We start from the raw sequence: 26,224 nt of genomic DNA on the forward strand, positions 1-26,224 counted from the left end.
GTCCCTCAGGCAGTGCCCCGCAGCGCCCACCGGGCCGGGAAGGCCGTCGCCGCCAGGCCCAGCACCAGCGCCGCTCCCGCGAAGGACCCGTACAGCAGCGGTGGGACGTACGGGTTCTGGCCGGTCAGGCCGTTCATCATCGGGATCAGCGTGGCGAGCGCGATCCCCGTGCCCAGCGCGATGCCGGCGCAGGCCACCAGCAGCGCCTCCCAGCGGATCATGCGGAGCACCTGGCGGCGGGTGGAGCCGATCAGGCGGAGCGTGCCGAGTTCGCGGCGGCGGTCGAGGACCGTCATGACCAGGGTGTTGACGGCGGCGATCGCGGCGAAGCCGCCGAGCACCGCGGCCATGGTGGTGTTGGCCCAGGCGTTGAGCTCGCGGTCCAGGGACCGGGCCGTGGTGTAGTCGGCGCGGGCGAGCGGGGTGCCGAGGGCCGACAGCGACGCGGCCGTGCCGCCCTTCGCCCACAGCTCGGTGTCGTACGGGTCGGTGACGTGGCCGGTCAGGGCCGCGCGGGACAGGGTGACCTGGGAGAGGCCGAGGCCGCGTGCGTACGTCGCCGAGACCGTCAAGGACGCTTTCGTGCCGTCGGGGAGCCGGAGGTGGAGGCGGTCGCCGACCCGGACGTGCGCGCTGCGGGCGAGGGACGCGTCCAGAGCGATCTTGCCGGGATCCGCGAGGTCGATGGCGCCCCGGGTCACCTTCAGGTCCTGGACCCGGGACAGGTCCTTCGCCGTGCCGCTGACCGCCTGGGCGGACGCCGGCTCCAGCCAGCGGTCGCCGCCGGAGCCCGCCGGGACCAGGACCGCGGTCCTGAGCAGGCCGACGGCGGAGGTGACGCCGGAGGTGCCCGCCGCCCGGTCGACGGCGTCCGGCGCCAGGCCCGCGTCCGCCGTGACGATGTGGTCGGCCGTGATGCCCGCCTTCTGCTGGCCCGCGGCGGCGTGGTCCTCGCTCGTGTGCATGAAGACCAGCACCGAGGAGAAGGCCATCGCGAGGACGAGGGGGGTGATCGCGGAGGCCAGCCGGCGGGCGTTCGTGCGGGAGTTGGCGGCCGCGAGTGAGGCGGACGCGCCCGCGCCGCGCAGCGGGAGGCCGAACAGCGCGGCGCACAGCCGGGCCACGAGCGGGCCGAGCAGTGCCACCGCGAGCATGAAGAGCATGACGATGCCGAGCGCCGCGTTGGCCGCGTCCTCGCCGCTGAGGGTGGCGGCGAGGGCCGCGAGGACGACGCCGCCCACCGCGGCGGCGATGCCCAGCGGCGTCCGGATCCAGCCGGGTCGCAGCCGCTCGGTGGACGCCTCGGCCAGGGCCTGGCCCGGCTTGATGCGGGAGGGGCGGCGGGCCGCCAGGTACCCGGCGAACAGGCCGGTGAGCAGGGCCGTGCCGACGGCGGTGAGCAGCGGCACGTAGGAGACCGAGAGGTGTACGGCCTCGGGGACCGCGCCCTTGGCCCGGAGCCGGCCGAACCACCAGCGGGCCAGGGCGATGCCGGGCAGGCAGCCGAGGGCGCCGGCGAGCGGGGCGACCAGGAGGGTCTCGGTGGCGATGCTGCGGCGGATCTGGCGCGGGGTGGTGCCGATGGCGCGCAACAGGGCGTATTCGCGGGCGCGTTGGCCGACGGAGAGGGCGACCGTGCCGGCCGCGGTGAACACGGCGACGACCGTGGCGATGCCGCCGAAGGAGCCGCCGATCCCGGTGAGGTTCTCCTTGGCGTAGGCGAGCGCGCCGCTCTCGGCGGCGCCGCGGTCGTCCCCGGTGTGCACCTGGACGCCGGACGTACCCGAAAGGGCGTGTGCCACCTGGGACTTGAGGGTGTCCGCGGCGACGCCGTCCTTCGGGAGCACGGCGATCGCGTCGATACGGCCCGGGTGTCCCGACGCACCGAGGGCTTCGGAGTCCGTGAACCAGGCGGAGGCGGGTGTCTGTGCGGTGCCCGAGACGCGGTACGTGCGCTCGCCCTCGGGTGTGGTCAGCGTGACGCGGTCGCCGACCCGGGCGCCGGACAGGACGACCTCGCCGGTGCCCGGGGCGCGGCCCGCCGTCAGCCGGTCGCCGGTGAAGGCGGTGGAGCCCCAGTTGTGCGCGGTGACGGACGCGCCGTCGCGCTGGACGGGGAAGGTGATGTCGGCGACCGCTCTGCGTGCCCCGGGGGCCGATGCCGCCTTCGCGACCAGCGCGTCGTCGAGGCGGGCGCGGTCCGGGAGCGGGACCGCCTCGTCCTCGCGGTCCTCGCCGGAGCCGGTCACGTAGTGGGCGCGCTGGTCGGCGGCGGCCACGACGGGGGCGCCCGCGTAGCGCCCGGCCGGGACCGAGGCGCGCAGGCCCGTCTCCAGGAGGATGCCGCAGGCCGAGACGATCAGGGCGGACATCATCAGGGCGACGAACGTGCCGGCGAAGGCGGCCGGCTTGAAGCGGACGGCGGCGCGGGCCAGCCCGTTGGGGCGGAACATCACGCGGCCGCCCCCGCCGGCGTACGGGCGGTCAGGGTGCTCATGCGGGCGGCGATGCGGTCCGCTCCGGCGCCCTCCAGGTGGTCGACGATCGCGCCGTCGGCGAGGAACAGGACGCGGTCCGCGTGGGTGGCGGCCGCCGGGTCGTGCGTGACCATGACGACGGTGGCGCCCATGCGGTCGACGGCGGAGCGCAGGAGTCCCAGGATCTCCGCGGCGGTCGTGGTGTCCAGGGCTCCGGTCGGCTCGTCGGCGAAGATCACGTCGGGGCTCGTGACGAGGGCGCGGGCGATGGCGACGCGCTGCTGCTGGCCGCCGGAGAGCTGGCCGGGGCGGCGCCGGCCCTTGTCGGCGAGGCCGACCTGCGCGAGGACCTCCGCCGCGCGGCGCTTGTCGGGTCGGCGTCCGGCCAGGCGCATCGGGAGCAGCACGTTCTGCTCGACGGTGAGCGAGGGCAGCAGGTTGAAGGCCTGGAAGACGAAGCCGAGGCGGGTGCGGCGCAGGGCGGTGAGCTTGTTCTCGCTCATGCCGGTGATGGTGGTGCCGCCGAGGGCGACGGTGCCTTCGGTGGGCCGGTCGAGTCCGGCGGCGCACTGCAGGAACGTGGACTTGCCGGAGCCGGAGGGGCCCATCACGGCGGTGAACGTGCCGCTGGGCAGGGCGAGTTCGATGCCCCGCAGGGCGTGCACGGCTCCGCTGCCGCGGCCGTACCGGCGGCGCACACCGCGCAGTTCCACGGCCCAGCCGTCGCCGCGGGGTGTCTCCGGCTCGTCGTGCCGCTTCTTCCGCAGGCCCATGGTCGCCCTCTCGTACGTGCCGGATCCGGTGTCTCGAACGTACGGATCCGGGGGCGCCGCCGACCATGAGGCCGGCTGGCGAAACCGGGGTGGGGAGAACCCCACCCCGGGACTTCCGGCCCTGCTCCCACAGTCCTTTGGTAAGCTAACTATTGACGCTTTCTTGACGCTCCCTTTACCAAGGGTGCTTCCCCTACCAGGGAGGAACGGGCCCATCGGACACGCAGACACCTTGATAGCCATGGGCGGCGCCTTCCTCGCCGCCGCCGTCCTCGCCCGCCTCGGCGGACGCATCGGACTCCCCACCATTCCCCTGTTCATCCTGGCCGGGATCCTCCTCGGCCCGCACACACCGGGCATCGTGCTCGTCGCCGACCCGCACGACCTGGAGATGCTCTCCGCGCTCGGCCTGGTGCTGCTGCTCTTCTACCTCGGCCTCGAGTTCCACCTGGACGACCTCAAGGAGGGCGGCCGCAAGATGGCCGTCGCCGGCGGGACGTACCTCGCGCTGAACGTCGGCGCCGGCCTCGGTTTCGGATTCGCCCTCGGCTGGGGCACCTCCGAAGCTCTGGTCCTCGCCGGGGTGCTCGGCATCTCCTCGTCCGCCATCGTCACCAAGGTGCTCGTGGACACCGGGCGGCTCGGCAACCCCGAGACCAAGCCGATCCTCGGCATCATCGTGGTCGAGGACATCTTCCTCGCGCTGTACCTGGCCGCGCTGCAGCCGATCCTGTCCGGCGCGGACTCGCTGGCGGCCGCGGTCATGGACGGCGGCAAGGCCTTCGGGTTCCTGCTACTGCTCGCGCTCGCGGCGCGTTTCGGCACACGGGTCGTCGGGCGCCTGTTCAACATCAAGGACGACGAGCTCCTCGTCATCTCCTTCCTCGGCGCGGCCGTGTTCGTGGCCGGGGTCTCGGAGTGGTTCGGGGTCGCGGACGCCATCGGTGCGTTCATGGTCGGTCTGATGCTGGGCTCGACCACGTCCGGCGAGCGGATCCGCAAGCTCGTGCACCCGCTGCGGGACGCCTTCGGCGCGATCTTCTTCTTCGCGTTCGGGCTGTCCATCGATCCCGGGGATCTGCCCACCGTGCTGTGGCCGGTGCTCGCGGCTGTCGCCGTGACGCTGGTGATGAACGTGCTGGCGGGGCTCGGCGCCGCCAGGGTCTACGGGTTCGGGCCCGGGCCCGCGGCCAACATCTCCACGACGCTGCTGGCCCGGGGTGAGTTCGCGCTGATCCTGGCCACGATGGCCGCCGGCGCGGGGCTCGACCATCGGCTCTCGCCGTTCATCGCGGGGTATGTGCTGCTGCTCGCCGTGCTGGGGCCGCTGGCCGCGGGGCAGTCTCATCGGCTGGCCCGGATTCTTCCAGGTGGGCGGCGGGATTCGGCGCCCGTCGAGGAGCGGATCGGGGCGGGGGTGTGACAGGTTCCCGCCGTGGGCGGTGACCTGCCGTTGCCGGGTGCGGCTTTCGTCGTGGCTGGTCGCGCGGGGAACTGCGCGAGAAGCCCCACCGGGCCGCACCCGGCACCGAGACAGCAACGGGGCAGGCGAGAAGCCGGGTCACGCGTCCCGGCAGATGAGGAGGAGCGCCCGGTCGTCGTTGACGTCCTTGGCCACCGCCTCGATCAGATGCCAGGCCGCCCCGTGGAAACCGCCCTGCACATAGCGGTCGGCCTCCCCGGTGAGCCGGTCGATCCCCTCCGCGATGTCCCGGTCGGAGGTCTCCACCAGGCCGTCGGTGAAGAGCATCAGCACGTCGCCGGGGCGCAGCGTGCCCTTCGTCGCGTCGAAGTCGGCGCCGTCGTAGACCCCGAGGAGCGGCCCCTCGGCGGCCTTCTCCTCCCAGCGCCCGGTGCCCGCGCTGAGCTGGAGGCCCGGCGGGTGGCCCGCGGAGTACAGCTCGTAGTCCCCGGACTCCAGGTCGAGGACGAGGTGGATCGAGGTCGCGAAGCCCTCGTCCCAGTCCTGGCGGAGCAGATATCCGTTGGCCGCGGGCAGGAACGCGTGCGGGGGCAGCGAGCCCAGCAGCCCGCTGAAGGCTCCGGCGAGGAGCAGGGCCCGCGAGGCCGCGTCCATGCCCTTGCCCGACACGTCCGTGAGGACGACTTCCAGGGTGCGGCCGTTGTTCGTACGGGCCGCGACCACGAAGTCGCCGGAGAACGACTGGCCGCCGGCCGGGCGCAGCGCCATCTCGCGGTGCCAGCCGGGCGGCAGCTTCGGCAGCCGGGACTGGGTGCGGATCCGCTCGCGCAGGTCGAAGAGCATGGTGCCGCCGCGCCGCCAGGGCACCCCGACGCGGCTGCGGAACTGCGCGATGAGCAGGCCGAAGAAACCGCAGGCGGCGACCGTGAGCACCGTGCCGGGGGTGACCCCGGCCGCGCGCTGCGCGTACGGGCCGAGCTGCACCGACTCCACGATCAGCGCCGCGGCCGCCGCCGCGTACAGACCGAGCAGGCTGGCCGGGCGCAGCAGCAGGCCGCCCGCGACGATCGGCAGGACGAGCACCGAGGGCGAGCACCAGACCGGGTCGAGGATCGTGAAGCAGGCGATCAGCGGGACCGTGATCAGCAGTCCGGCGAGCGCGATCCAGTCCGAGCCGTCGCCGCGGAAGTAGTCGACCCCGGATTTGCGCACGGCGGTGCGGACCCGGTGCATACGCATCCTCATCCGGGCCGGGAACGTCTGGGCTTCCGCACGCTGCTCGCGCGCGCGCCGCTCTCGTCGTACCGCCATTGCTCGTGGACCTTATCCATCGCGCCTGGCCCTGTGCACGGGTGGTCCCGGTTGTCCCCCTTTCCGGGCACACCCCGGGCTGGTCCGGAAGTCGGGAAATTCGCTCGCTCATGTCCCGGTTGCCCTGGTAGGGATGGCCTATGACGACCGACGTACGCGTACTGCGCCAGGACGAGTGGGACCGCTGGTACGCGAAGCTGGAGCTGGCCTTCGGCGGGGTGACGGAGTCGCCGCAGGAGCGGCAGTTGTGGCGGGACCTGACGGACCTCGACCGCTCGATCGGGGTGTGGGACGGCGAGGAGTGCGTGGGCACCGCGGGTGCCTTCCCGTTCCGGGTCTCGGTGCCGGGCGGCGCGTTCGTCGACGCCGCGGGCGTGACGATGGTGAGCGTCGCCGCGACGCATCGGCGGCGCGGCATCCTCACGGCGATGATGCGCCGCCAGCTCGACGACGTGCGGTCCTGGGGCGAGCCGCTCGCGGTACTGACCGCGTCCGAGCCGGCGATCTACGGCCGGTTCGGGTACGGCATCGGCACGCGGCAGGCGTATCTGACCGTCGACTCCTCGCAGGTGCGGATCGACGCCCCGGCCGGGACGGACGACGTGCGGCTGCGGTTCGTGGACCCGGCGTCGGCGGCCGAGCGGTGCGAGGCCGTGTACCGGCGGCTGATCGGCACCCGGCCCGGGATGCTGGACCGCGGCCCCGGCTGGGAGCGGCTGCCGCTGCTCGACCCGCCGGAGGAGCGGGGCGGGGCGTCGCCGCTGCAGTGCGTCGTCGCCGAGCGGGACGGGGAGACGGTCGGCTTCGCCCGGTTCCACAACAAGCCGGAGTCGGAGTGGGCGGTGCCGCACGGCCGGATCCAGGCGCGGGACGTCACCGCGCTCGACCCGGCGGCGTACGCGGCGCTGTGGCGGTTCCTGTGCGACATCGACCTGACGGCGACGGTGGAGGCGCGCAACCGCCCCGTGGACGATCCGGTGCTGTCCCTGGTCTCCGACATCCGACGGTGCGCGGTCCGGGTGCGGGACTCGATGCACGTACGTCTGGTGGAGGTCGGGGCCGCTCTCGAAGCGCGTACGTATCTCACGCCGGTGGACGTCGTGTTCGAGGTCGAGGACGCCTTCTGCCCCTGGAACCATGGGCGTTGGCGGCTCTTCGGCGACGCGAAGGGCGCGTCCTGCCGGCGCACCGAGGACCCGGCCGATCTCGCCCTGTCCGTCAGGGAGTTGGGCGCCGCGTATCTCGGTGACGTGTCACTGGCCGAGCTGGCCGGGGCCGGCCGGGTGCGGGAGCTGCGGCCGGGGGCGCTCGCGGAGGCGGCGGTGGCGTTCGGGTCGCCGGTCGCGCCGTGGCTGCAGCACGGGTTCTAGCGGGTGGACGTACCGCCGGGCTGGCAGGTCGGGCACCAGAAGAGGTTGCGGGCCGCCAGCTCGGCCGTGCGGATCTCGGTGCCGCACAGGTGGCAGGGCTGCGGCGCGCGGCGGTAGACGTAGACCTCGCCGCCGTGGTCGTCGACGCGCGGCGGGCGGTTCATCGCCTCGGGGGTGTGCTCGGGGCGGACCGTGTCGATGCGGTTGGCGCGGACGCCGTCGTGCATCAGCTCCACCAGGTCGTCCCAGACGGCGGCCAGTTGGGCCTGCGTGAGCTCCTTGCCCGGGGTGTACGGGTCGATGCCGTGCCGGAAGAGGACCTCGGCGCGGTAGACGTTGCCGACGCCCGCGATGACCTTCTGGTCCATGAGGAGCGCGGCGATCGTCGTGCGGCTGCGGGAGATGCGTGCGTACGCCCTGCCCGGGTCGTCACCGGCGCGCAGCGGGTCCGGGCCGAGGCGGTCGTGTATCGCCTGCTTCTCGGCGTCGGTGATCAGGGCGCAGGTCGTGGGGCCGCGCAGGTCCGAGTAGTGCGTGTCGTTGACGAGACGCAGCCGGACCGTGTCCGTGGGCGGCGGGGCGGGGATCTCGCCGATGGCGTACTTGCCGAAGAGGCCCAGGTGGATGTGGACCCAGTGGTCCGCTGCGCCGAACCCGAGGAAGAGGTGTTTGCCGTGGGCCTCGGTGCGGGTCAGCTCTTGACCGGTCAGTAGTTCGGCCGCGTCGGAGAACTTGCCCTGGGGGCTGGTGACCTGGGTCGTTCGCCCCGCGAATCGCTCGGCGTGGTCCTTGGCCAGGCGGTGGATCGTGTGGCCTTCCGGCACGGCCGTCGTTCTCCTCGGGTTCGCGGGGGCTGGTGTTCCGGGGCTCTGCCCCGGGCCCCGCTCCTCGATCGCCGGAGGGGCCGGATGATGCCGGCCGGGGCTTGAGGAGCGGGGGAACGGACTCAGCCCTGCTGCGGGTGGTGGGCCGGGATCGCCGGGAGCTCGCCCGTCTCCTCGTACGCCGACAGCATGTCGATGCGGCGCTGGTGGCGCTCCTCGTTCGAGTACGGGGTGCTCAGGAAGATCTCGACGAACTTCGTCGCCTCCTCCTCGCTGTGCATGCGGCCGCCGATGGAGATCACGTTCGCGTTGTTGTGCTCGCGGCCGAGGGCGGCCGTCTGCTCGCTCCAGGCGAGGGCCGCACGGACGCCCTTGACCTTGTTCGCGGCGATCTGCTCACCGTTGCCGGAGCCGCCGATCACGATGCCGAGCGACTCCGGGTCCGCCGCCGTGCGCTCCGCGGCGCGGAGGCAGAACGGGGGGTAGTCGTCGAGGGCGTCGTAGATGTGGGGCCCGCAGTCGACGGGCTCGTGGCCGTGGGCCTTGAGCCATTCGACCAGGTGGTTCTTGAGTTCGTAGCCGGCATGATCCGAGCCGAGGTACACGCGCATGGGTCCGAGTGTGGCACGCCGCGCGCCGGGTAGCCGCGTCCGGGTACGGAACATCACCGTCCGGAAGTAAACCCGACGTAAGGAAGGCAACAATCCGGAGTCAGGTCTTCCGCTCCGCGCGGTTCTGCGCTTTGAATGCCAGGGCTCGTACCCCGAGAACCTAAGGATCCGTTCATGACCTCGCAGTCATCCCTTGCGACGGAAGACACCTCGCCCAGCGCACCCGGACCGGGCCAGGGCGGGCCCGGCGACGGCGACGGCCTGAAGGCAGGGCTCAAGAACCGGCACCTGTCCATGATCGCCATCGGCGGTGTCATCGGCGCCGGCCTGTTCGTCGGGTCCGGTTCCGGCATCGCGGCGGCGGGTCCCGCCATCCTCATCTCGTACGCCCTCGTCGGCGCGATGGTCGTGCTGGTCATGCGCATGCTCGGCGAGATGGCCGCGGCCCGGCCGTCCTCCGGTTCCTTCTCCGCCTACGCCGACCAGGCGCTCGGGCGCTGGGCCGGGTTCTCCATCGGCTGGCTGTACTGGTTCTTCTGGGTCGTGGTGCTCGCCGTCGAGGCGACGGCCGGGGCCAAGATCCTGAACGGGTGGATACCCGGCGTCCCGCAGTGGGGCTGGGCGCTGATCGTGATGGTCGTGCTCACCGCCGTGAACCTGGCGGCGGTCGGCTCCTACGGCGAGTTCGAGTTCTGGTTCGCCGGGATCAAGGTCGTCGCCATCGGCGCGTTCGTGATCGTCGGCCTGCTCGCCGTCTTCGGTGTGCTGCCGGGCTCCGACAACCCGGGCAACGGCTTCGGGCACCTGACGGACGCCGGCGGCTTCTTCCCCGAGGGGCCCGGCGCGATCCTCACCGGTGTGCTGATGGTCGTCTTCTCCTTCATGGGCTCCGAGATCGTCACGCTCGCCGCCGGTGAGTCCGAGGACCCGCAGAAGGCCGTCACCAAGGCCACCAACTCGGTGATCTGGCGCATCGGCATCTTCTACCTCGGCTCGATCTTCGTCGTGCTGACCCTGCTGCCGTGGAACGACGCCTCGATCCTGAAGGACGGCTCGTACGTCGCCGCGCTCAACTCGATCGGCATCCCGCACGCCGGTCAGGTCATGGACGTCATCGTGCTGACCGCCGTGCTGTCCTGCCTCAACTCCGGTCTCTACACCGCCTCCCGCATGGCCTTCTCGCTCGGGCAGCGCGGCGACGCGCCCAAGGCGTTCGCCCGCACCACCTCCCGCGGTGTGCCGCGGACCGCGATCCTCGGCTCCGTCGTGTTCGGGTTCCTCGCCGTCTGGTTCAACTACCAGTGGCCGGACACGGTCTTCGACTTCCTGCTGAACTCCTCCGGTGCCGTCGCCCTGTTCGTGTGGCTGGTCATCTGCTTCACGCAGCTGAAGATGCGCGGGATCATCCTGCGCGAGCAGCCGGAGAAGCTCATCGTGAAGATGTGGCTGTTCCCGTATCTGACCTGGGCGACGATCGCGATGATCTCGTTCGTGCTCGTCTACATGCTCACGGACGACGCCGGTCGCGAGCAGGTGCTCCTGTCGCTGCTGGTGGCCGCGTTCGTGGTCGGGTTCTCGCTGGTCCGCGAGAAGGTGCGGCGCAGCAGCTGAGGGCGGTCAGGCGCTGGAGGGACCGAGCACCGTGAAGGTCTTCTTGACCTGTTCGTACGTCGGGCGTGCCCGGCCCTCCGCCCGCGGCTGGTACCAGGTACCGATCTGGTAGGACCGCGAGCCCTGCTCGAAGCCGAGCAGTTCCGCGTGCCAGCGGTCGCCCTTGAGCGTGAACAGGTACTCCCAGACCACCGCGGGGCGGCCCCGGAAGGTCGTGCGGTTCAGGCGGATCTTCTCGTAGTCCTGGCCCTGGTGGGCGTCGACCTCCGCCTTCTGCCAGGTCGCCAGCAGGTCGTCCTTGGCCAGCGCCGACTGGGCCACCAGTTCCTGGGTGCCGTCCGGGGACGTGTAGTGCACCTCCGACGCCGTCTTCACGACCCGCTCCCAGCCCTTCGGCGGCACCCACGCGTACCCCGCCTCGCGGCGCGAGCCCGGCGGCAGGGACGGAGTGGCCGGCGGGCGCGAGGTGCCCTCGACCGTGGGCGGCCGGGACGTGGCCGTCGAGGAGCCGCCGGCCTGCGGTTCGCCGCCGGGCGAGCCGTCGCCCGGCAGGGTGAGGGCGAGGGCCGCGGCGACGCCCGCGGCCAGTACTCCCCCGGTGGTGAGAAGGACGACGCGGCGGCGCCCGGGCCGCCGTCCGGCCGGGGCGGGCGCGGCGGGCGGCCCCAGCAGGTCTCGCCCGCGGGGCGTCGCGGACTCCGTCCGGGCCTCGGACGGCGTCCTGGACGGGGCCGTCGGCGGACCGGCCGGGCGGCGCAGCCCTATGTCGAGCGTGGGGGTCCTGGGGGGCGGTGCCGGGGCGTGCTCCTCGGCCGGGGCCGCCGGAGCGAGGGCCTCCAGGACCGCGTCGAGATCGGGGCGGTCCTCCGGCTCCTTCGCCAGGAGCGCGGCCAGGAGGGGGCGCAGCCGGCCCGCCTCGGGCGGGAGCTGCGGTTCCTCGTACAGGACGGCGTGCAGCGTCGCGAGGGTCGTGTCGCGGCTGAACGGCGAGCGGCCGCCGAGCGCCGCGCACAGCGTCGCCCCCAGGGACCAGAGGTCGGAGGGCGGGCCCTGCGGGCGGCCGGAGACCCGCTCGGGCGCCATGTAGTCGGGCGAGCCGACGAGCATGCCGACCATGGTCAGCGCCTCGGTGTCCTGGATCGCGGCGATACCGAAGTCGGTGAGCATGACCCGGCGCCGCCCCACCCGCTCGATCAGCACGTTGCCGGGCTTGATGTCGCGGTGCAGGACGCCGCCCGCGTGCACGGGGCGCAGCGCCTCGGCGAGGCCCCGGCCGATCTCCGTGACCGCGTCCAGGTCGAGCGGCCCGTCCTCGACGAGGACCTGCTCCAGGGAACGGCCGTCGACCAGTTCCATGACGATCCACAGGCGTTCGCCCTCGTCCACCACGTCGTACACGCGCACCACGTTGGGGTGGTCGATGCGGGCCGTCGCGCGGGCCTCGCGCAGGGTCCGCTCGCGGCGGGTGCGGGCGTCCTCGGGGTCGAGTCCGTCGATGCGCATCTCCTTGACGGCGACCGGGCGGTCGAGCATCTCGTCCACCGCACGCCACACACGCCCCATTCCCCCCTGGCCTATGTGTGCGTCCAACCGGTAGCGCGCCGCCACCACCAGTCCCCGGACGCCTCCGCTCATGTTTCCTTGCAATCCACTGCACCCCCGAAACACAAAAACGACACTTCGCGCCGTCCCAGCATAGTGCGGAGAAATCTTGTGGTACCTCTTCAAGTACTGCGAATTCAGGCGCAGTTGGAGAAACACCGGAAAGACCAGGAAAGACCTAGGGGGACGAACATGAGTTCAAGGCGTCAGGCCAAAATCGCCGCTTCACTCCTGACCGCGACGATCTCGACAGTAATGATCCTGCCCTTCACCGCTGTCGCGGACGACGGGCCTGGTCCGGGCAGCAGCGAGGGCGGCAAGGCCGTGGACGAGGCACCTGCGGGCGTCGAACTGACCACGGGTCTTTCCAAGAAGATCTCGGCCGACAACGCGACCGGGGAAACAAGCGGTCTCACCGCGAGCTTGAGCAACAAGGGCACCAAGGACAGCGGGCCGGTCAATCTCCTCGTCGTCGGTTTCGACGGAATGACGATCAAGGATGTGCCCGGCTGCTCGGCGGTCCCCGAGAACAAGTTGCCCAAGGGATCCAACAGCGCATTCAGCTGCGGGATCAAGAATGTCGCGGCCGGGAAATCGGTGTCGTACAAGGTCTCCGCGACCTTCGACACCGCGAAGACCGGGAAGATCTGCCTGCCGGTGCAGAGCGCGGACGGCAAGAAGACGTACTGGCAGCAGGGGCCCGTGCCGTTCGGCACGACCAGCCCCTCGCCGAACGCGCCGGTGACCCCGCTGCTGCTCGGCACGGAGAACAAGCCCGCGGCACCGGCCGGCGACAAGAGCGGCGACAAGGGCGGCGGCAAGGACACCGACCGGGAGACCCTGCCGTCGACCGGCCCCCGGGACGAGGTGCTGCCGCTCGGCGCGGCGGGCGCCGCGCTGCTCGCCGCCGGCGCGGCGGGCCTGTGGTGGACGTCCAGGAAGCCGTCCGAGGCCGGCTGAGAAAGGTGCACGCCGGGAAAAGCTGACGGCACCTGTCAGGTTATGCGGGCACAGTACGCCGCATGACGACGCATGACCGTGACAGCACCGCCGGCGCCTCCCCGCTCACGTTCCGGCCGGGCGAGCCCGGCTTCGACGACGAACTCGCCGGATTCCAGACCGGGTTCGCCCAAAGGCCCGACGTGATCTTCGCGGCGGCCACCGCGGACGACGTGGTGGCCGCCGTGCGGTACGCGGCGGCCCGGCGGCTCCCGGTCGGGGTCCAGGCCACCGGCCACGGACTGCCGGGCGACGCGGAGGGAGGAGTCCTCATCAGTACGCGCCGGATGGCCGGGATCACCGTGGACCCGGCCGCCCGCACCGTCCGGGTCGGCGCGGGCGCCCGCTGGGGCGCCGTCGCCGAGGCGGCCGCCGAGCACGGCCTCGCCCCGCTCAACGGCTCCGCGCCGGGCGTGGGCGTCGTCGGCTACGTCCTCGGCGGCGGACTGGGCATCCTGGGAAGGGAGTTCGGCTGGACCGCCGACCACGTGCGGTCCGTCGACGTGGTGACCGCCGACGGCACGGCCCGCCACGTCACGGCCGAGAGCGACCCCGAGCTGCTGTGGGGCCTGCTCGGCGGCGGCGCGAACCTCGGCGCGGTGACCGCGCTGGAGGTGGACCTGGTGCCGGTGACCCGCCTGTACGGAGGGTCCCTCACCCACGACGGGCGGGTGACCGCCCCGGGCGACATCGTGCGCGCGTACGCGGACTGGGCGGCGACGGTCCCGCAGGCCCTCACCTCGTCGCTCGCCGCGCTCGTGTACCCGGACCTGCCGATGCTGCCGCCGCAGCTGCGCGGCCGGTACCTGGTCTCGGTGCGGGTCGCGTTCACGGGCTCCGCCGAGGAGGGCGAGCGGCTCGTGGCGCCGCTGCGCGCCGCGCTCGGTCCCGCCGTCACGGACACCCTGCGCGAGATGCCGTACGGCGAGAGCCACACGATCCACAGCGACCCGGACTTCCCGCACGCGTACTACGGGGACAGCGTGTTCCTGAGCGAGCTGGACGCCGAGGCCGTCACCGAGGTGTTCACCCGGTCCGGGCCCGCGGCCGACGCGATGCACGTCGTGCAGCTGAACCATCTGGGCGGCGCGCTGTCGCGGCCCGCGCCGAACGCCGTGCCGTACCGGGACGCGGGCTGGCTGGTGCGGATCCTGTCGCCGCTGGACGGCGGTTCACGAGGGGCCGCACGGGCGCACCACGCACGGGCGTTCGCGGCCGTCGCGCCCCGGGCCGTGGGCCGTTCGCTGAACTTCGCGTTCGGCGGCGGCGACCGCCCGGAGGGGCTGTACGACGCGGATACGCGAAAGAGGCTCGCCGGTCTGAAGGCCGCGTACGACCCGGCGAACCTCTTCCGGAGGAACTACAGCGTCCGCTGAGGACGGGCGCCCTACTTGTCGGCGAACTTCCAGGCGGTGGGCAGCGCGCCCATCGCCAGGGCCGCCTTGAGGGCGTCGCCGATCAGGAACGGGGTGAGGCCCGCGGCGATCGCCGCCGTCAGGCTCATGCCGGTGGAGAGCGCCAGGTACGGGACGCCGATCGCGTAGATGATCGCTTCGCCGAGCAGCATCGTGCCCGCGGTGCGCAGCGCCGAGCGGTCGCCGCCGCGGCGGGCCAGGGAGCCGACGACGGTCGCGGCGAGCAGCATGCCGAGCACGTAGCCGAACGACGGCATGGCGAAGCCGGAGCCGCCCTCGGCGAACCACGGCATGCCGGCCATGCCGGCGAGCGCGTACAGGGCGAGCGAGAGGAAGCCGCGGCGGGCGCCGAGCGCGGTGCCGACGAGGAGCGCGGCGAAGGTCTGCCCGGTGACCGGCACCGGCGAGCCCGGCACGGGGATCGCGATCTGCGCGGCGATGCCGGTGAGGGCGGCGCCGCCGAGGACCAGGGCCGCACTCTTCACAGCAACGGCGGACTTGGTGCGGGAGGCGGGGAGGAGGTCGGCCAGGACCTTGCCCGGACGGGCGGTGACAGCGGCGGTGCTCATGGGGACTCCGCGTTCTCGAGTACGGGCAAGTGGGGTCTCCCCTGCTCGAACGGAGCTGAGAGCCTGGGGAAGGGACTCCGTGACGCTATCCCAGGGGAGTTGAGCCGATCACGGTCGCCGGTCGACAAAGGGTGGAGGCGCCTGTTGGTGGGCTCCGTACAAAGGGGCGCGTGTACACCTCGCGCAAGGTGATGCTGGTCACTGGGAAGAGCCCGTTTTGCGTAGGACGGCGCCCGAACGGGAGACTGTAGGTTCCCGCCAATACCGCGCTAGTCCCCAGATCGGCTGAAGCACATGCACGACGACGCAACCCCCTCTTCAGCCGTCCCCGCCGAGCCCCTCGCCGGCGGGCTCAAGCAGCGCCATCTGACCATGCTCGGCCTCGGCGGTGTCATCGGCGCCGGACTGTTCGTCGGGTCGGGCGCGGGGATCGCGGTCGCGGGGCCCGGGATCGTCGTGTCGTACCTGATCGCGGGCGCGCTCGCGATGTGCGTGATGCGGATGCTCGGCGAGATGTCGGCGGCGATGCCCGCGTCCGGTTCGTTCTCGGTGCACGCGGAGCGGGCGCTCGGGCGCTGGGCCGGGTTCAGCGTGGGGTGGCTGTACTGGTTCCTGCTGGTGGTCGTGCTCGCCGTCGAGGCGACCGGCGCCGCGCAGATCGCCAACGGGTGGGTGCCGGGTGTCCCGCAGTGGGCGTGGGTGCTGCTGTTCATGGTGGTGTTCACCGCGACGAACCTGACGGCCGTGAAGAACTTCGGCGAGTTCGAGTTCTGGTTCGCGACGCTCAAGGTCGTCGCGATCATCGCGTTCCTGGTCCTCGGCACGCTGGCGGTCTTCGGGCTGCTGCCCGACACCGACCCGGTCGGCCTGACCCACCTCACCGGTGACGGCGGCTTCCTGCCCAACGGCTGGCAGGGGGTCGTCTCCGGGGTCCTCGCGGTCGTCTTCGCCTTCGGCGGCCTGGAGGTCGTCACCATCGCGGCGGCCGAGTCCGACGACCCGGTGCGTTCGGTGGCGCGGGCCGTGCGCAGCGCGGTGTTCCGGATCCTGTTCTTCTACGTCGGTTCGATGCTGGTCATCGTGACGGTGCTGCCCTGGACGGCGCAGCGGGCGGGCATCAGTCCGTACGTCACGGTCCTCGACTCGATCGGCGTCCCGTCGGCGGGCCAGATCATGAACATCGTGGTGTTCGTGGCGCTGCTGTCGGCGCTGAACGCCAACCTCTACGGCTCGTCCCGGATGGTCTTCTCGCTGGCCGAGCGCGGCGAGGCGCCGAAGGCTCTGCTGAAGGTGAGCGGCGGCGGGGTGCCGCGCAGGGCGGTGCTCGCGTCGGTGGCCTTCGGTTTCGTCTCCGTGCTGCTCAATCTGGAGTGGCCGGACACCGTCTTCCTCTACATGCTCAACTCGGTCGGCGCGGTGCTGCTGTTCGTGTGGGCGCTGATCGCGGCGTCGCAGCTGCGCCTGCGGCGGCGGATCGAGGCCGAGGCACCCGAGCGGCTCGTGCTGCGGATGTGGGCGTTCCCGTGGCTGACCTGGGCGACGCTCGCCGCGATGGCCGCGGTGTTCGGGCTGATGCTGACCGACGACACGGCGCGGCCGCAGCTGCTGTGGTCGACGGGGGCGACGGCGGCGGTGCTCCTGGTCGCGGGTGTGCGGGAAGTGCGCGCACGGCGTGCCTGATCCTTCACGGACCGTCGACACGCTCGTCGCGGGGTGTGAGCGTCGTGTCCGTATATCGGAAACGTATTCCCTGTAGGCGGGGTCGCCGCTCAGACTGTGGGCCGTTTTACGCGTTCCTTACGTTCCCCGCGTCTCAGCTACTGAACAGGGCAATTCCATGTCTCGGACGTCAGCGCAGTCAACCGCAGAGAGCGGGGACGCGCAGCCGGTGGAGCCGGCGGCCGATACGCCGTCGCTCGGCCACGGTCTCAAGCAGCGCCATCTGTCCATGATCGCGCTCGGCGGTGTGATCGGGGCCGGCCTCTTCGTCGGCTCCGGCACCGCCATCGCGGCCGCCGGACCGTCGATCATCCTCGCCTACGCGATATCGGGCGCCCTCGTGATGCTCGTGATGCGCATGCTGGGCGAGATGGCGGCCGCGTACCCGGCCTCCGGCTCGTTCTCCGTGCACTCCGAGCGGGCGATCGGCCCGTGGGCCGGGTTCACGGCGGGCTGGGCGTTCTGGTTCCTGCTGTGCGTGGCGGTGGGGCTGGAGGGGATCGGCGCCGCGGGCATCGTGCACGCGTGGGTGCCGGGCGTGCCCGAGTGGGCCTGGGTCGCGCTGTTCATGCTGCTGTTCACCGGCACGAACCTGGCGGCCGTGAAGAACTTCGGCGAGTTCGAGTTCTGGTTCGCGACGCTCAAGGTCGGCGCGATCGTGCTCTTCCTCGCCATCGGCGTGCTGGCGATCCTGGGCGTACTGCCCGATGTCGACGCGCCCGGCATGTCCAACCTCACCGGCCACGGCGGGTTCATGCCCAACGGCACGGAGGGGCTGATCGTCGGTCTGCTCGCGTCCGTCTTCGCGTACGGCGGCCTGGAGACCGTCACGATCGCCGCCGCCGAGTCCGAGCACCCGGTGCAGGGCGTCGCCAAGGCGGTCCGTACGGCGATGTGGCGCATCGCGCTGTTCTACGTCGGCTCGATGGCCGTCGTCGTGGTCCTGCTGCCGTGGACCGCGAAGGAGATCCCGACCAAGGGTCCGTACGTCGCGACCCTCGACCACCTCGGCATCCCGGCAGCCGGCCAGATCATGAACGTGGTCGTCCTGATCGCCCTGCTCTCGGCGATGAACGCCAACATCTACGGCGCCTCCCGCATGGCCGGTTCGCTGGTCGCCCGCGGCATGGGCCCGAAGGCGATCGGCAAGATCTCGAACGGGGTCCCGCGCGTCGCCGTACTGCTGTCGGCGGTCTTCGGCTTCGTCTGCGTGCTGCTGAGCTACTGGCGTCCGGACGACGTCTTCGCCTGGCTGCTCAACACCATCGGCGCGATCATCCTCGTCGTCTGGTTCTTCATCGCCTTCTCGCAGCTGATCCTGCGCCGCAAGCTGGAGCGCGAGGCGCCCGAGAAGCTCGTCGTGAAGATGTGGGCGTACCCGTACCTGACGGTCCTGGCGCTCCTCGCGATGGTCGTCGTCTTCGTCCTGATGGCCCGGGAGCACGACACGCGCGTGCAGCTGTACTACACGGGCGGCCTGACGATCGTGCTCGCGGTCGTCGGATACGTCCGCCAGAAGATCGCGGAGTCGCGGGCGGCCGCGTAACACTCCCCCGCAACGCGAAGGACCCCCGGGCCGACCTGGCCCGGGGGTCCTTCGCGTGCGCGGCCGCGGCCTAGGTCGAAGGGCTGATCAACTCGGCCACCCTCCTGCTGTTAGCCTGCACTTGCACATTGATTGCAATAAGCTCGCATCAGCACCTTGCAGCAGCCGGAGGGCAGACGCACATGGCCATCTACACGCTCCCTGAACTTCCGTACGACTACGCGGCGCTCGAACCGGTCATCAACCCGCAGATCATCGAGCTGCACCACGACAAGCACCACGCGGCGTACGTGAAGGGCGCGAACGACACCCTGGAGCAGCTGGCGGAGGCGCGCGACAAGGAGTCGTGGGGCGCCATCAACGGCCTGGAGAAGAACCTGGCCTTCCACCTCTCCGGCCACATCCTGCACAGCATCTACTGGCACAACATGAACAGCCCCAAGGACGGTGGCGGCGGCGAGCCGCTGGCCGCGGACGGGGTCGGCGACCTCGCGGACGCGATCACCGAGTCCTTCGGCTCCTTCGCCAAGTTCAAGGCCCAGCTGACCAAGGCCTCCGCGACGACCCAGGGTTCGGGCTGGGGCGTCCTCGCCTACGAGCCGCTCAGCAACCGCCTCATCGTCGAGCAGGTCTACGACCACCAGGGCAACGTCGGTCAGGGCTCGACCCCGATCCTCGTCTTCGACGCCTGGGAGCACGCCTTCTACCTGCAGTACAAGAACCAGAAGGTCGACTTCATCGAGGCCATGTGGCAGGTCGTCAACTGGCAGGACGTCGCCAAGCGGTACGCCGCCGCGAAGGAGCGGGTGAACTCCCTGCTGCTCGCCCCCTGACGGGCCCGCACCCCATACGTCCCGCCTCGTGATCGTCTTCTCAACCTTCACGCCGGCGGGCGGCTGAAAACGACAGGCCCCGCGAGGACGTGACTCGCGGGGCCTGTCGGTATGCGGGGTTCCGGGGGACCTTGGTCCGCATGGTGAAAGCAGCGCAGATGGAGTGGTCGTGCCCCACGTGCGGCGGCGGGCCCCGGCCCTTCCGCCCTTTGAGGGCGAACGAAGAGGCCTTCCTGGAGTCGCAGGGGGTGAGCCCCGCGGACATCCACGCGACCTGGCGGTGCGCCACGGCCGGATGCCGGTCGATGCGCCAGCACCTCAGGACCTGGGAGGGCCGACGTCTCCCCGCCGACATCGACGACTAGGGCCTGTCCGGCGGGGTCAGTCGAAGATCGGCCCCTGGGTCCGCGTCCGCTTGATCTCGTAGAAGCCCGGGACCGAGGCGACGAGCAGTGTGCCGTCCCAGAGCTTGGCGGCCTCCTCGCCCTTGGGGGCGGGGGTGACGACCGGGCCGAAGAAGGCGAGCTGCTCGCCGTCCGCGCCGGGGACCGCGATGACCGGCGTGCCGACGTCCTGGCCGACCTTGTCGATGCCCTCCTTGTGGGAGGCGCGCAGTTCGGGCTCGTACGTCGTGCCGTCCCAGTGGTCCATGAGGGAGGCAGGCAGGCCGACCTCCTCCAGGGCGCCGGCGACGGCCTCCTTCGTGGGGCCCTCACCACGGTTGTGGATACGGGTGCCGAGTGCCGTGTACAGGTCACCGAGCACCTCCGCGCCGTGCTCCTGCTCCGCGGCGATGACGACGCGCACCGGGCCCCAGGCCTTGGTCTCCAGCAGCTCGCGGTACTCGTCGGGCAGGTCGTCGAGCTTGTCCTCGTTCAGTACGGCAAGGCTCATCAGGTGCCAGCGGACCTTGATGTCGCGGACCTTCTCGACCTCCAGGACCCAGCGCGACGTCATCCAGGCCCAGGGGCAGAGCGGGTCGAACCAGAAGTCGACGGGGGTCTTCTCGGACATGTCTCTCCTCGCACATCACCGGGTGGTCTCGCCTGCGGCAACGCGACCCGCACCGCAGGCATTCCCGGATGTCCGGCGCGGGGGCGCGTGCGAGGATCGTAGGCGTTCGAACGGTCCCACAAGGACCTGGACAGGCCACATGAGAACGTCACGAAGGAGTGCCCCCGTGCCCGGAGAGAATCTGTCCCGCGACGAGGCCCGCGAGCGGGCGGGCCTGCTGTCCGTCGACGGGTACGAGGTCGCGCTGGATCTGCGGTCGGCGGTCGGCGAGAGCGGCGGCGCGGGCCCGCGCACCTTCCGCTCCGTGACGACGATCCGGTTCCGGGCGAACGAGCCGGGGGCGGCCACCTTCGTCGACCTGATCGCGCCGTCGGTGACGGCCGTCTCCCTGAACGGCGAGGACCTCGACCCGGCCGCCGTGTTCGACGGCAGCCGCATCCACCTGGAGAACCTCGCCGAGGACAACGAGCTCGTCGTCGACGCCCAGTGCGCGTACTCGCGCACGGGTGAGGGCATGCACCGGTTCGTCGACCCCGAGGACGGCGAGGTCTACCTCTACACGCAGTACGAGCCCGCCGACGCGCGGCGCGTCTTCGCCAACTTCGAGCAGCCGGACCTCAAGGCGCCGTACCGGTTCAGCGCGCAGGCCCCGGACGGATGGACGGTGTGGTCCAACGGCGTCGGTGAACTCGTCGACGGGGTCTGGCAGTTCGCGGAGACCAAGCCGATCTCGACGTACATCACCGCTGTCGTGGCCGGCCCCTACCACTACGTGACCGACTCCTACGAGCGCGTCCTGGAGGACGGCTCGAAGCTCGTCGTGCCGCTCGGCGCCATGTGCCGCAAGGGGCTCGCCCCGTACTTCGACACCGACGACATCTTCCTCGTCACCAAGCAGGGGCTCGACTTCTTCCACGAGCACTTCGACTACCCGTACCCCTTCGGGAAGTACGACCAGGCGTTCGTGCCCGAGTACAACCTCGGCGCCATGGAGAACCCGGGCATGGTCACCTTCCGCGAGGAGTTCATCTTCCGCGGGAAGGTCACGCAGGCCTCGTACGAGCGCCGGGCGAACGTGATCCTGCACGAGATGGCCCACATGTGGTTCGGCGACCTCGTCACCATGCAGTGGTGGGACGACCTGTGGCTGAAGGAGTCCTTCGCGGACTTCATGGGGTCGTTCTCGATGGTGGAGGCGACGCGGTTCACGAACGGGTGGATCACGTTCGCCAACAACCGCAAGTCGTGGGCGTACCGCGCCGACCAGCTGCCGAGCACCCACCCCGTCACGGCCGACATCCGTGACCTGGAGGACGCCAAGCTGAACTTCGACGGCATCACGTACGCGAAGGGCGCGAGCGTGCTCAAGCAGCTCGTCGCCTACGCCGGCCGGGACGCGTTCCTCGAAGGCGCGCGGCGGTACTTCAAGCGGCACGCGTACGGGAACACACGGCTCGGCGATCTGCTGTCGGTGCTGGAGGAGACCAGTGGCCGGGACATGGCGGCGTGGTCGCGTTCGTGGCTGCAGACCGCCGGGGTCAACTCGCTGACGCCGCAGCTCGTGCTGAACGGCGAGGGCCGGATCACGGAGCTCGCGGTGCTCCAGGAGGCCGCCGAGTCGCACCCCGAGCTGCGGCCGCACCGGGTCACGGTCGGGCTGTACCGGCGGACGCCCGAGGGCGCGCTGGAGCGGTACGCGCGGGCCGAGACCGACGTCGACGGGCCGCGGACCGTGGTCGGCGAGCTGGCCGGGGCCGAGGCGCCGGAGCTGGTGCTCGTCAACGACGACGACCTCACGTACTGCAAGATCCGGTTCGACGAGAACTCGCTGGCGACGCTGCGCGAGCGGCTGGGCGAGATCTCCGACCCGCTCGCCCGCGCGCTGTGCTGGTCCGCGCTGTGGAGCATGACGCGCGACGCGCTGCTGCCGGCCCGCGACTTCGTGGACCTGGTGCTGCGGTTCGCGGGGCGCGAGTCGGACATCGGGGTGCTGCAGATGCTGCACGCCTGGGCGCGGTCCGCGCTCGAGCACTACGCGGCGCCGCAGTGGCGCGAGGAGGGCGGGCGGCTGCTCGCCGAGGGCGCCCTGCGTGAGCTGCGGCTCGCCGGGCCGGGCAGCCAGCACCAGCTGACGTGGGCGCGGTTCTTCGCGGCCGTCGCGTCCGGCCCGGCCGATCTGCAGCTGCTGCAGGGCCTGTTGGCGGGCAGCGCGAAGATCGACGGTCTGGAGGTCGACCAGGAGCTGCGCTGGGCGTTCCTGGACACGCTCGCGGCGTACGGCGTCGCGGACGAGGCGGCGCTGGCCGCGGAGCTGGCGCGCGACGACACCGCGTCCGGCAAGCGGCACCAGGTGCGGTGCCTGGCGGCGCGCCCCTCAGAGGCCGTGAAGGCGCAGGCGTGGGCGCAGGTCGTGGAGTCCGACGTGCTGTCGAACGCGCTGGTGGAGGCGGTGATCGCCGGGTTCCAGCAGCCGTCGCGGCGGGACCTGACGGCGCCGTACGCCGAGAAGTACTTCGCGGCGATCGAGCGGGTGTGGGAGGAGCGGTCCATCCAGATCGGGATGGACGTGGTGCGGGGCCTGTTCCCGTCGCTGCAGGACTCCGCCGCGACGCTGGAGCGGACCGACGCGTGGCTGTCCGCGCACGAGGGGGCCGCGCCCGCGTTGCGGCGTCTGGTCCTGGAGGCCCGTGACGACCTGGCGCGGTCGCTGCGCGGCCAGGCCTGCGACGAGGCCGCCGCCCGGTAGCGAGGGACGGCCCGGCCCCCGGATCCGCGGTGTTACCGAACGCGGTCATCGGGGGCCGTAACCCCGGGCTCCGCCTGGCCTTTTCGGCAGTCGAACGTCTGGACTTTAGGGCGAGCTTGTCCGGTTTTGTCGACGGGACTGTAACAGGGGTTAGCGGGGGTGATCCGGGCGGGAATGCCCGGGTCATGAACCACAACACCCCCGCCCCCCTGTCCCCCCGCCCCCTGCGTCACCTCGTCGAGACCCAGCGGCGCGTGATGAGCGGCGCGCAGCTGAAGGCGCACGGGGTCACCACCTCCGCGGTGTCCGAGCAGTGCCGGCCCGGCGGGCCCTGGCAGCAGCTGCTGCCCGGGGTGTTCCTGCTCCACCCGGGGCCGCCGACCGGCGAGGAGCGGCTGCACGCGGTGCTGCTGTACGCCGGCCGGGTCCAGGACCGGCGCCGCCCGGCGGACGGCGTGCCCACGCAGCCCGCCGCCGGCGATCCGCACGGGGCGCCCGTCGTGCCGTACGCCGACGCGATGGTCACCGGCCTCGCGGCGCTGACGCTGCACGGGTTCACGTCCGCTCCCCCGCTGCTCTCGCTCGACCACATCGACGTCCTCGTGCCGCGCACCCGGCGCCTGCGGTCCACCGAGTTCGCCCGGCTGGTCCGCACGACGGGCATGCCGACTCCCCTGCGGGTGGCGGGAGTTCCGGTCGCGCCGGTGCCGCGGGCCGTCGCGGACGCGGTGGCGCAGCTCTCCGACGCGGGCACCGTGCGCCGGCTGCTGACCGAGGCCGTGCGCGGCGGCCACTGCGAACCGGCATCCGTCGTACGGGAGTTGACGCAGGCCCGGCTGCTCACCCGGCCGCATGTGGTGGACGCGGTGGACTCCCTGCTCGCGGAGGGGCGGGCCATCGCCGAGGACCGGCTGTTCGCCATGGTGCGCGAGCACGGCCTGCCGGACCCGCTGTGGAACGTGGACCTGCGGCTGCCGGGCGGCCCGCACCTCGGGGGCGTGGACGCGTACTGGCCCGACCAGGCCGTGGCCGTGGAGCTGGACACGCGGGCGCCGCGGCAGGACGAGGACGCGATGTGGAGCGAGTACGCCCGTAAGCGGGAGCACTTGGAGCGGCTCGGGATCACGGTCGTGCACATCACGCCGAAGAAGCTGCGCGAGTCACTGGAGCAGCAGGCCGCCGTGGTGCGGACCGCGCTGATGGCGTCCGGCGACCGCGATCCGGCGGCGTATGTCGTGGTGCTGCCCCGGTAGTGACGGACCGGGGCGGTTGCCCGGAGGGGAGTGAAGGGGCGGGACCCGGGCAGTGGGTCCCGTCCCTTCACGTGTTCCGGGGCGCTGCTCGGGGCAGAACTCGGCCGTTGCCGCCCCGGTCGGGTCGCCCGTCCAGTCGGCGTTGCAGTTGAGGACCGCCGGGACGGGTGGGACGGTTGCTCCGGGATGGGCCGGAGGGGCCGGAGGGGCGGGAATCAGCCTTTTCGCAGCACGAGTTCCGTGTTGCGGTCGCCCGGGGTGCCGGAGAGCGTGGCCCGGGAGCCGGGGGCGTTGAAGGACAGTTCGCGATAGAGGGCGGCGAGGCCTGTCTGGGTGAGGTCCGTGGTGTCCGTGCGGTGCGGGGCGGACGACTCGATGAGGGTGGTGAACAGGGAGAGCGTGCCGTCGTGGTTGTCGGCGATCTCGATGATGCGGGCCAGTTGCGGGAAGTCGACGTGGGAGGCGGTGGAGATCTCCCAGTAGCCGCCGGTGCCGTTCTCGCCGGCGTGCGGGGTGATGGCGTTCTTGTGGCTGTGGCCGTTGACCCAGGCCAGGACCGGGCGGTGGCGGGAGAGGAGGGCGGCGAGTTCCTTGCCGCCGTGGCGCCGCTCGCCGGGGTGGTGCGGGTCCTCGCGGAGGTTGCGCATCGTCTTGCTGGTGTGGTGCGAGAAGACGACGACGTGGTCGCCGCGCTGTGCGGCGTCCTTCAACTGACGCGTGAGCCAGGTGAGCTGGCTGGTACTGATCGACCCTTCGTAGTGGCCGCCGGGGTCGGTCGTGTCGAGGCTGATGCCGAGGACGTCGTCGGAGATCCGGAACGCGTAGTACTGGGTGACCGAGGCGAGGTTGGCCTGGGTGTAGCCGTGGCCGACGGGGCCGGGGCCCGTGTGGGCCGGGTCGAGGTGCGCCGCGAGGTACTCGGCGGGGGTGAACGGGGCGCGGGCCTCGTCCGGGGTGACCGCGCGCATGTGGCGGGCCTGGCTCTTGAGCAGTTCCTTGAACGCCGTGCCCTTGGGGTCGCCGCCCTGTTGGACGTTGTCCCAGATCGCCTTGCCGGCGGAGGTGGGCAGCTCCATCAGCTTGCGGCCGCCGACGGCGAACTCGGCGAAGAACGCGTCGCCGGGCGCGTAGCAGCCGCCGGGCAGGGCGTCGTGGTTGCCGACCGTGGAGTACCAGGGGAGGTTGAGGCCCGGGCTGCGCACGTCGGCGATCGCCGCTTCGAGGAAGCCGGGGATGCGCGGGAAGTGGTGCCGCTGTTTGTCGGCGTCGCGCAGGGCGGCGTCCGGGTGCCAGTAGAGCGGGAGGCCGCTGTTCTGGACCCCTTCGTAGTGGCGCGGGTCGCCGGTGTTGGGGCTGATGCGGCCGCCGCTCATGGCCTTGAGGAACCAGTCGAGTTCGGAGCGGGCGTTGTTGTCGGTGTTGTCGCCCGTCGTCATGACGAATTGCAGGGGGGACGCGGTGACGGGGGCGCCGCGCAGGGCGTTGACGCGTTCGACGAGGGCCACCGCTCCGGCGACGGAGAGCGCCTCCTGCGGGCGCCAGGCGCTGGCCGTCTGCGACCTCAGGTACTCGTAGCGCAGCGGGTGTTGTACGTCGACCAGGTGCAGGTCGGTGAACTGGACGAAGGCGGCGAGCGCGGTGCGGCGGGCCTCGCGTCCGGACCGGGGCGCCTTGAGGTCGGAGCGGACGACGCGCTGCCAGGCCGGGCCGTCGCCGAGGCGGCGGTAGCCCGGGCCGGCCGGGGCGGCGGCGACCGAGGCGAGGGTCGTGCCCCGGGTGTAGGGGGCGAGGGGGGCCGCGGGGGCGCCGCGGGAGGAGAGGGTGCGGGCCGGGGCGGGGCCCGCGGCGGCCGCGGAGCCGCCCGGGGCGAGGGCGTAGCCGAGTCCGGCGGTCAGGGTCACCGCGCCGGTCGCGGCCAGGAACGTACGGCGGTCGAGTTCTGCGGCGGCTTTGGTGACAGAGCGTATGCGCGACATGGCGCGGTCTCCCCGAGTGCGAACGCGTCGACAGTGACGGCGGGGTGGGCGGCACCGGGGTCCGGGCCGAACCTCCCGCTCGTACTGGATCGTTGGCATCGGGGATGGCCTGCGCGTTAACGGCGACGCAACGCGCAGCGCCGATCACGGTA

19 protein-coding genes are annotated in these 26,224 nt (G+C 71.9%); 10 read left to right on the top strand and 9 right to left on the bottom strand.

Annotation, left to right across the window (positions count from 1 at the left end; all coding sequences use genetic code 11):
- Positions 1 to 5 precede the first annotated feature (5 nt).
- Entirely contained in the window at positions 6 to 2,453 is a 2,448-nt protein-coding gene (locus ACVHNB_RS34335) for an ABC transporter permease (RefSeq protein WP_456226669.1), read from the bottom strand.
- On the bottom strand, positions 2,453 to 3,250 hold the full coding sequence (locus tag ACVHNB_RS34340; protein ID WP_456226670.1) for an ABC transporter ATP-binding protein: 798 nt from the start codon (positions 3,248 to 3,250) through the stop codon (positions 2,453 to 2,455). Before ACVHNB_RS34340 ends, ACVHNB_RS34335 begins: the two co-directional genes overlap by 1 nt.
- A 241-nt stretch (positions 3,251 to 3,491) precedes the next feature.
- Here ACVHNB_RS34340 and ACVHNB_RS34345 point away from each other — a divergent pair, with 241 nt between their 5' ends.
- A complete protein-coding gene (locus ACVHNB_RS34345; protein WP_456226671.1) occupies positions 3,492 to 4,673 on the top strand; it encodes a cation:proton antiporter in 1,182 nt (393 codons plus the stop codon).
- Positions 4,674 to 4,811: 138 nt separating this feature from the next.
- Here ACVHNB_RS34345 and ACVHNB_RS34350 read toward each other — a convergent pair whose 3' ends face one another.
- A complete protein-coding gene (locus tag ACVHNB_RS34350; RefSeq protein ID WP_428954694.1) occupies positions 4,812 to 5,984 on the bottom strand; it encodes a PP2C family protein-serine/threonine phosphatase in 1,173 nt (390 codons plus the stop codon).
- A 140-nt stretch (positions 5,985 to 6,124) separates the two neighbouring features.
- Between ACVHNB_RS34350 and ACVHNB_RS34355 the strand changes: the two genes are divergently transcribed.
- A complete protein-coding gene (locus ACVHNB_RS34355) occupies positions 6,125 to 7,354 on the top strand; it encodes a GNAT family N-acetyltransferase (RefSeq protein WP_428954693.1) in 1,230 nt (409 codons plus the stop codon).
- Here ACVHNB_RS34355 and ACVHNB_RS34360 read toward each other — a convergent pair.
- Together ACVHNB_RS34360 and ACVHNB_RS34365 are read right to left on the bottom strand one after the other, a co-directional pair.
- On the bottom strand, positions 7,351 to 8,178 hold the full coding sequence (locus ACVHNB_RS34360) for an Fpg/Nei family DNA glycosylase (protein WP_428954692.1): 828 nt from the start codon (positions 8,176 to 8,178) through the stop codon (positions 7,351 to 7,353). The two genes, ACVHNB_RS34355 and ACVHNB_RS34360, sit on opposite strands and share 4 nt — an antisense overlap.
- A 122-nt stretch (positions 8,179 to 8,300) precedes the next feature.
- Positions 8,301 to 8,789 carry a ribose-5-phosphate isomerase gene (locus ACVHNB_RS34365; RefSeq protein WP_428954691.1) on the bottom strand — a complete coding sequence of 163 codons (489 nt, stop codon included), beginning with the start codon at positions 8,787 to 8,789 and terminating at the stop codon, positions 8,301 to 8,303.
- A gap of 174 nt (positions 8,790 to 8,963) precedes the next feature.
- On the opposite strand from ACVHNB_RS34365, the gene ACVHNB_RS34370 reads away from it, so the two are divergent.
- Positions 8,964 to 10,400: an amino acid permease gene (locus ACVHNB_RS34370; protein WP_428954690.1), complete on the top strand. Its 1,437-nt coding sequence runs from the start codon at positions 8,964 to 8,966 to the stop codon at positions 10,398 to 10,400.
- A gap of 6 nt (positions 10,401 to 10,406) precedes the next feature.
- Here ACVHNB_RS34370 and ACVHNB_RS34375 read toward each other — a convergent pair whose 3' ends face one another.
- Positions 10,407 to 12,035, bottom strand: a complete 1,629-nt coding sequence (locus tag ACVHNB_RS34375) for a serine/threonine-protein kinase (RefSeq protein ID WP_456226672.1) — start codon at positions 12,033 to 12,035, stop codon at positions 10,407 to 10,409.
- Positions 12,036 to 12,194: 159 nt separating this feature from the next.
- Between ACVHNB_RS34375 and ACVHNB_RS34380 the strand changes: the two genes are divergently transcribed.
- Entirely contained in the window at positions 12,195 to 12,962 is a 768-nt protein-coding gene (locus ACVHNB_RS34380; RefSeq protein ID WP_456226673.1) for a hypothetical protein, read from the top strand.
- Positions 12,963 to 13,024: 62 nt separating this feature from the next.
- Positions 13,025 to 14,377, top strand: a complete 1,353-nt coding sequence (locus ACVHNB_RS34385; RefSeq protein WP_456226674.1) for an FAD-binding protein — start codon at positions 13,025 to 13,027, stop codon at positions 14,375 to 14,377.
- Between the two features lie 11 nt (positions 14,378 to 14,388).
- Here the strand turns inward: ACVHNB_RS34385 and ACVHNB_RS34390 are convergent, their stop codons facing one another.
- Entirely contained in the window at positions 14,389 to 14,985 is a 597-nt protein-coding gene (locus ACVHNB_RS34390; RefSeq protein WP_428954686.1) for a biotin transporter BioY, read from the bottom strand.
- Between the two features lie 294 nt (positions 14,986 to 15,279).
- On the opposite strand from ACVHNB_RS34390, the gene ACVHNB_RS34395 reads away from it, so the two are divergent.
- The 3 genes from ACVHNB_RS34395 (at position 15,280) to ACVHNB_RS34405 (ending at position 19,083) form a co-directional block, all read left to right on the top strand.
- Complete coding sequence (locus tag ACVHNB_RS34395; RefSeq protein ID WP_428954685.1) at positions 15,280 to 16,665, top strand: amino acid permease; 1,386 nt, start codon at positions 15,280 to 15,282, stop codon at positions 16,663 to 16,665.
- A gap of 157 nt (positions 16,666 to 16,822) precedes the next feature.
- Positions 16,823 to 18,250: an amino acid permease gene (locus tag ACVHNB_RS34400; RefSeq protein ID WP_428954684.1), complete on the top strand. Its 1,428-nt coding sequence runs from the start codon at positions 16,823 to 16,825 to the stop codon at positions 18,248 to 18,250.
- Positions 18,251 to 18,432: 182 nt separating this feature from the next.
- Positions 18,433 to 19,083 (top strand): superoxide dismutase, encoded by a 651-nt coding sequence (locus tag ACVHNB_RS34405; protein WP_428954683.1) that lies wholly within the window; start codon positions 18,433 to 18,435, stop codon positions 19,081 to 19,083.
- A gap of 381 nt (positions 19,084 to 19,464) precedes the next feature.
- Here ACVHNB_RS34405 and ACVHNB_RS34410 read toward each other — a convergent pair whose 3' ends face one another.
- Positions 19,465 to 20,097: a mycothiol-dependent nitroreductase Rv2466c family protein gene (locus tag ACVHNB_RS34410; protein WP_428954681.1), complete on the bottom strand. Its 633-nt coding sequence runs from the start codon at positions 20,095 to 20,097 to the stop codon at positions 19,465 to 19,467.
- Positions 20,098 to 20,263: 166 nt separating this feature from the next.
- On the opposite strand from ACVHNB_RS34410, the gene pepN reads away from it, so the two are divergent.
- On the top strand, positions 20,264 to 22,843 hold the full coding sequence (gene pepN, locus ACVHNB_RS34415) for an aminopeptidase N (RefSeq protein WP_456226675.1): 2,580 nt from the start codon (positions 20,264 to 20,266) through the stop codon (positions 22,841 to 22,843).
- A gap of 185 nt (positions 22,844 to 23,028) precedes the next feature.
- Positions 23,029 to 24,096: a hypothetical protein gene (locus tag ACVHNB_RS34420; RefSeq protein ID WP_428954678.1), complete on the top strand. Its 1,068-nt coding sequence runs from the start codon at positions 23,029 to 23,031 to the stop codon at positions 24,094 to 24,096.
- A gap of 215 nt (positions 24,097 to 24,311) precedes the next feature.
- On the opposite strand, the gene ACVHNB_RS34425 is transcribed toward ACVHNB_RS34420, so the two are convergent.
- The gene (locus ACVHNB_RS34425; RefSeq protein WP_428954677.1) at positions 24,312 to 26,072 is read right to left on the bottom strand and encodes a TIGR03767 family metallophosphoesterase; all 1,761 of its coding nucleotides are present in this window, start codon (positions 26,070 to 26,072) and stop codon (positions 24,312 to 24,314) included.
- Between the last annotated feature and the right edge of the window lie 152 nt (positions 26,073 to 26,224).

This window comes from Streptomyces sp. YJ-C3, assembly GCF_053891275.1.

Coding starts and splice junctions, on each gene's coding strand:
- ACVHNB_RS34390 (WP_428954686.1), bottom strand. CDS start 14,985: ATGAGCACCGCCGCTGTCACCGCCCGTCCGGGCAAGGTCCTGGCCGAC.
- ACVHNB_RS34405 (WP_428954683.1), top strand. CDS start 18,433: ATGGCCATCTACACGCTCCCTGAACTTCCGTACGACTACGCGGCGCTC.
- ACVHNB_RS34385 (WP_456226674.1), top strand. CDS start 13,025: ATGACGACGCATGACCGTGACAGCACCGCCGGCGCCTCCCCGCTCACG.
- ACVHNB_RS34375 (WP_456226672.1), bottom strand. CDS start 12,035: ATGAGCGGAGGCGTCCGGGGACTGGTGGTGGCGGCGCGCTACCGGTTG.
- ACVHNB_RS34395 (WP_428954685.1), top strand. CDS start 15,280: ATGCACGACGACGCAACCCCCTCTTCAGCCGTCCCCGCCGAGCCCCTC.
- ACVHNB_RS34420 (WP_428954678.1), top strand. CDS start 23,029: ATGAACCACAACACCCCCGCCCCCCTGTCCCCCCGCCCCCTGCGTCAC.
- ACVHNB_RS34410 (WP_428954681.1), bottom strand. CDS start 20,097: ATGTCCGAGAAGACCCCCGTCGACTTCTGGTTCGACCCGCTCTGCCCC.
- ACVHNB_RS34425 (WP_428954677.1), bottom strand. CDS start 26,072: ATGTCGCGCATACGCTCTGTCACCAAAGCCGCCGCAGAACTCGACCGC.
- ACVHNB_RS34350 (WP_428954694.1), bottom strand. CDS start 5,984: ATGGCGGTACGACGAGAGCGGCGCGCGCGCGAGCAGCGTGCGGAAGCC.
- ACVHNB_RS34370 (WP_428954690.1), top strand. CDS start 8,964: ATGACCTCGCAGTCATCCCTTGCGACGGAAGACACCTCGCCCAGCGCA.
- ACVHNB_RS34345 (WP_456226671.1), top strand. CDS start 3,492: ATGGGCGGCGCCTTCCTCGCCGCCGCCGTCCTCGCCCGCCTCGGCGGA.
- ACVHNB_RS34335 (WP_456226669.1), bottom strand. CDS start 2,453: ATGTTCCGCCCCAACGGGCTGGCCCGCGCCGCCGTCCGCTTCAAGCCG.
- ACVHNB_RS34355 (WP_428954693.1), top strand. CDS start 6,125: ATGACGACCGACGTACGCGTACTGCGCCAGGACGAGTGGGACCGCTGG.
- ACVHNB_RS34380 (WP_456226673.1), top strand. CDS start 12,195: ATGAGTTCAAGGCGTCAGGCCAAAATCGCCGCTTCACTCCTGACCGCG.
- ACVHNB_RS34400 (WP_428954684.1), top strand. CDS start 16,823: ATGTCTCGGACGTCAGCGCAGTCAACCGCAGAGAGCGGGGACGCGCAG.
- ACVHNB_RS34340 (WP_456226670.1), bottom strand. CDS start 3,250: ATGGGCCTGCGGAAGAAGCGGCACGACGAGCCGGAGACACCCCGCGGC.
- ACVHNB_RS34365 (WP_428954691.1), bottom strand. CDS start 8,789: ATGCGCGTGTACCTCGGCTCGGATCATGCCGGCTACGAACTCAAGAAC.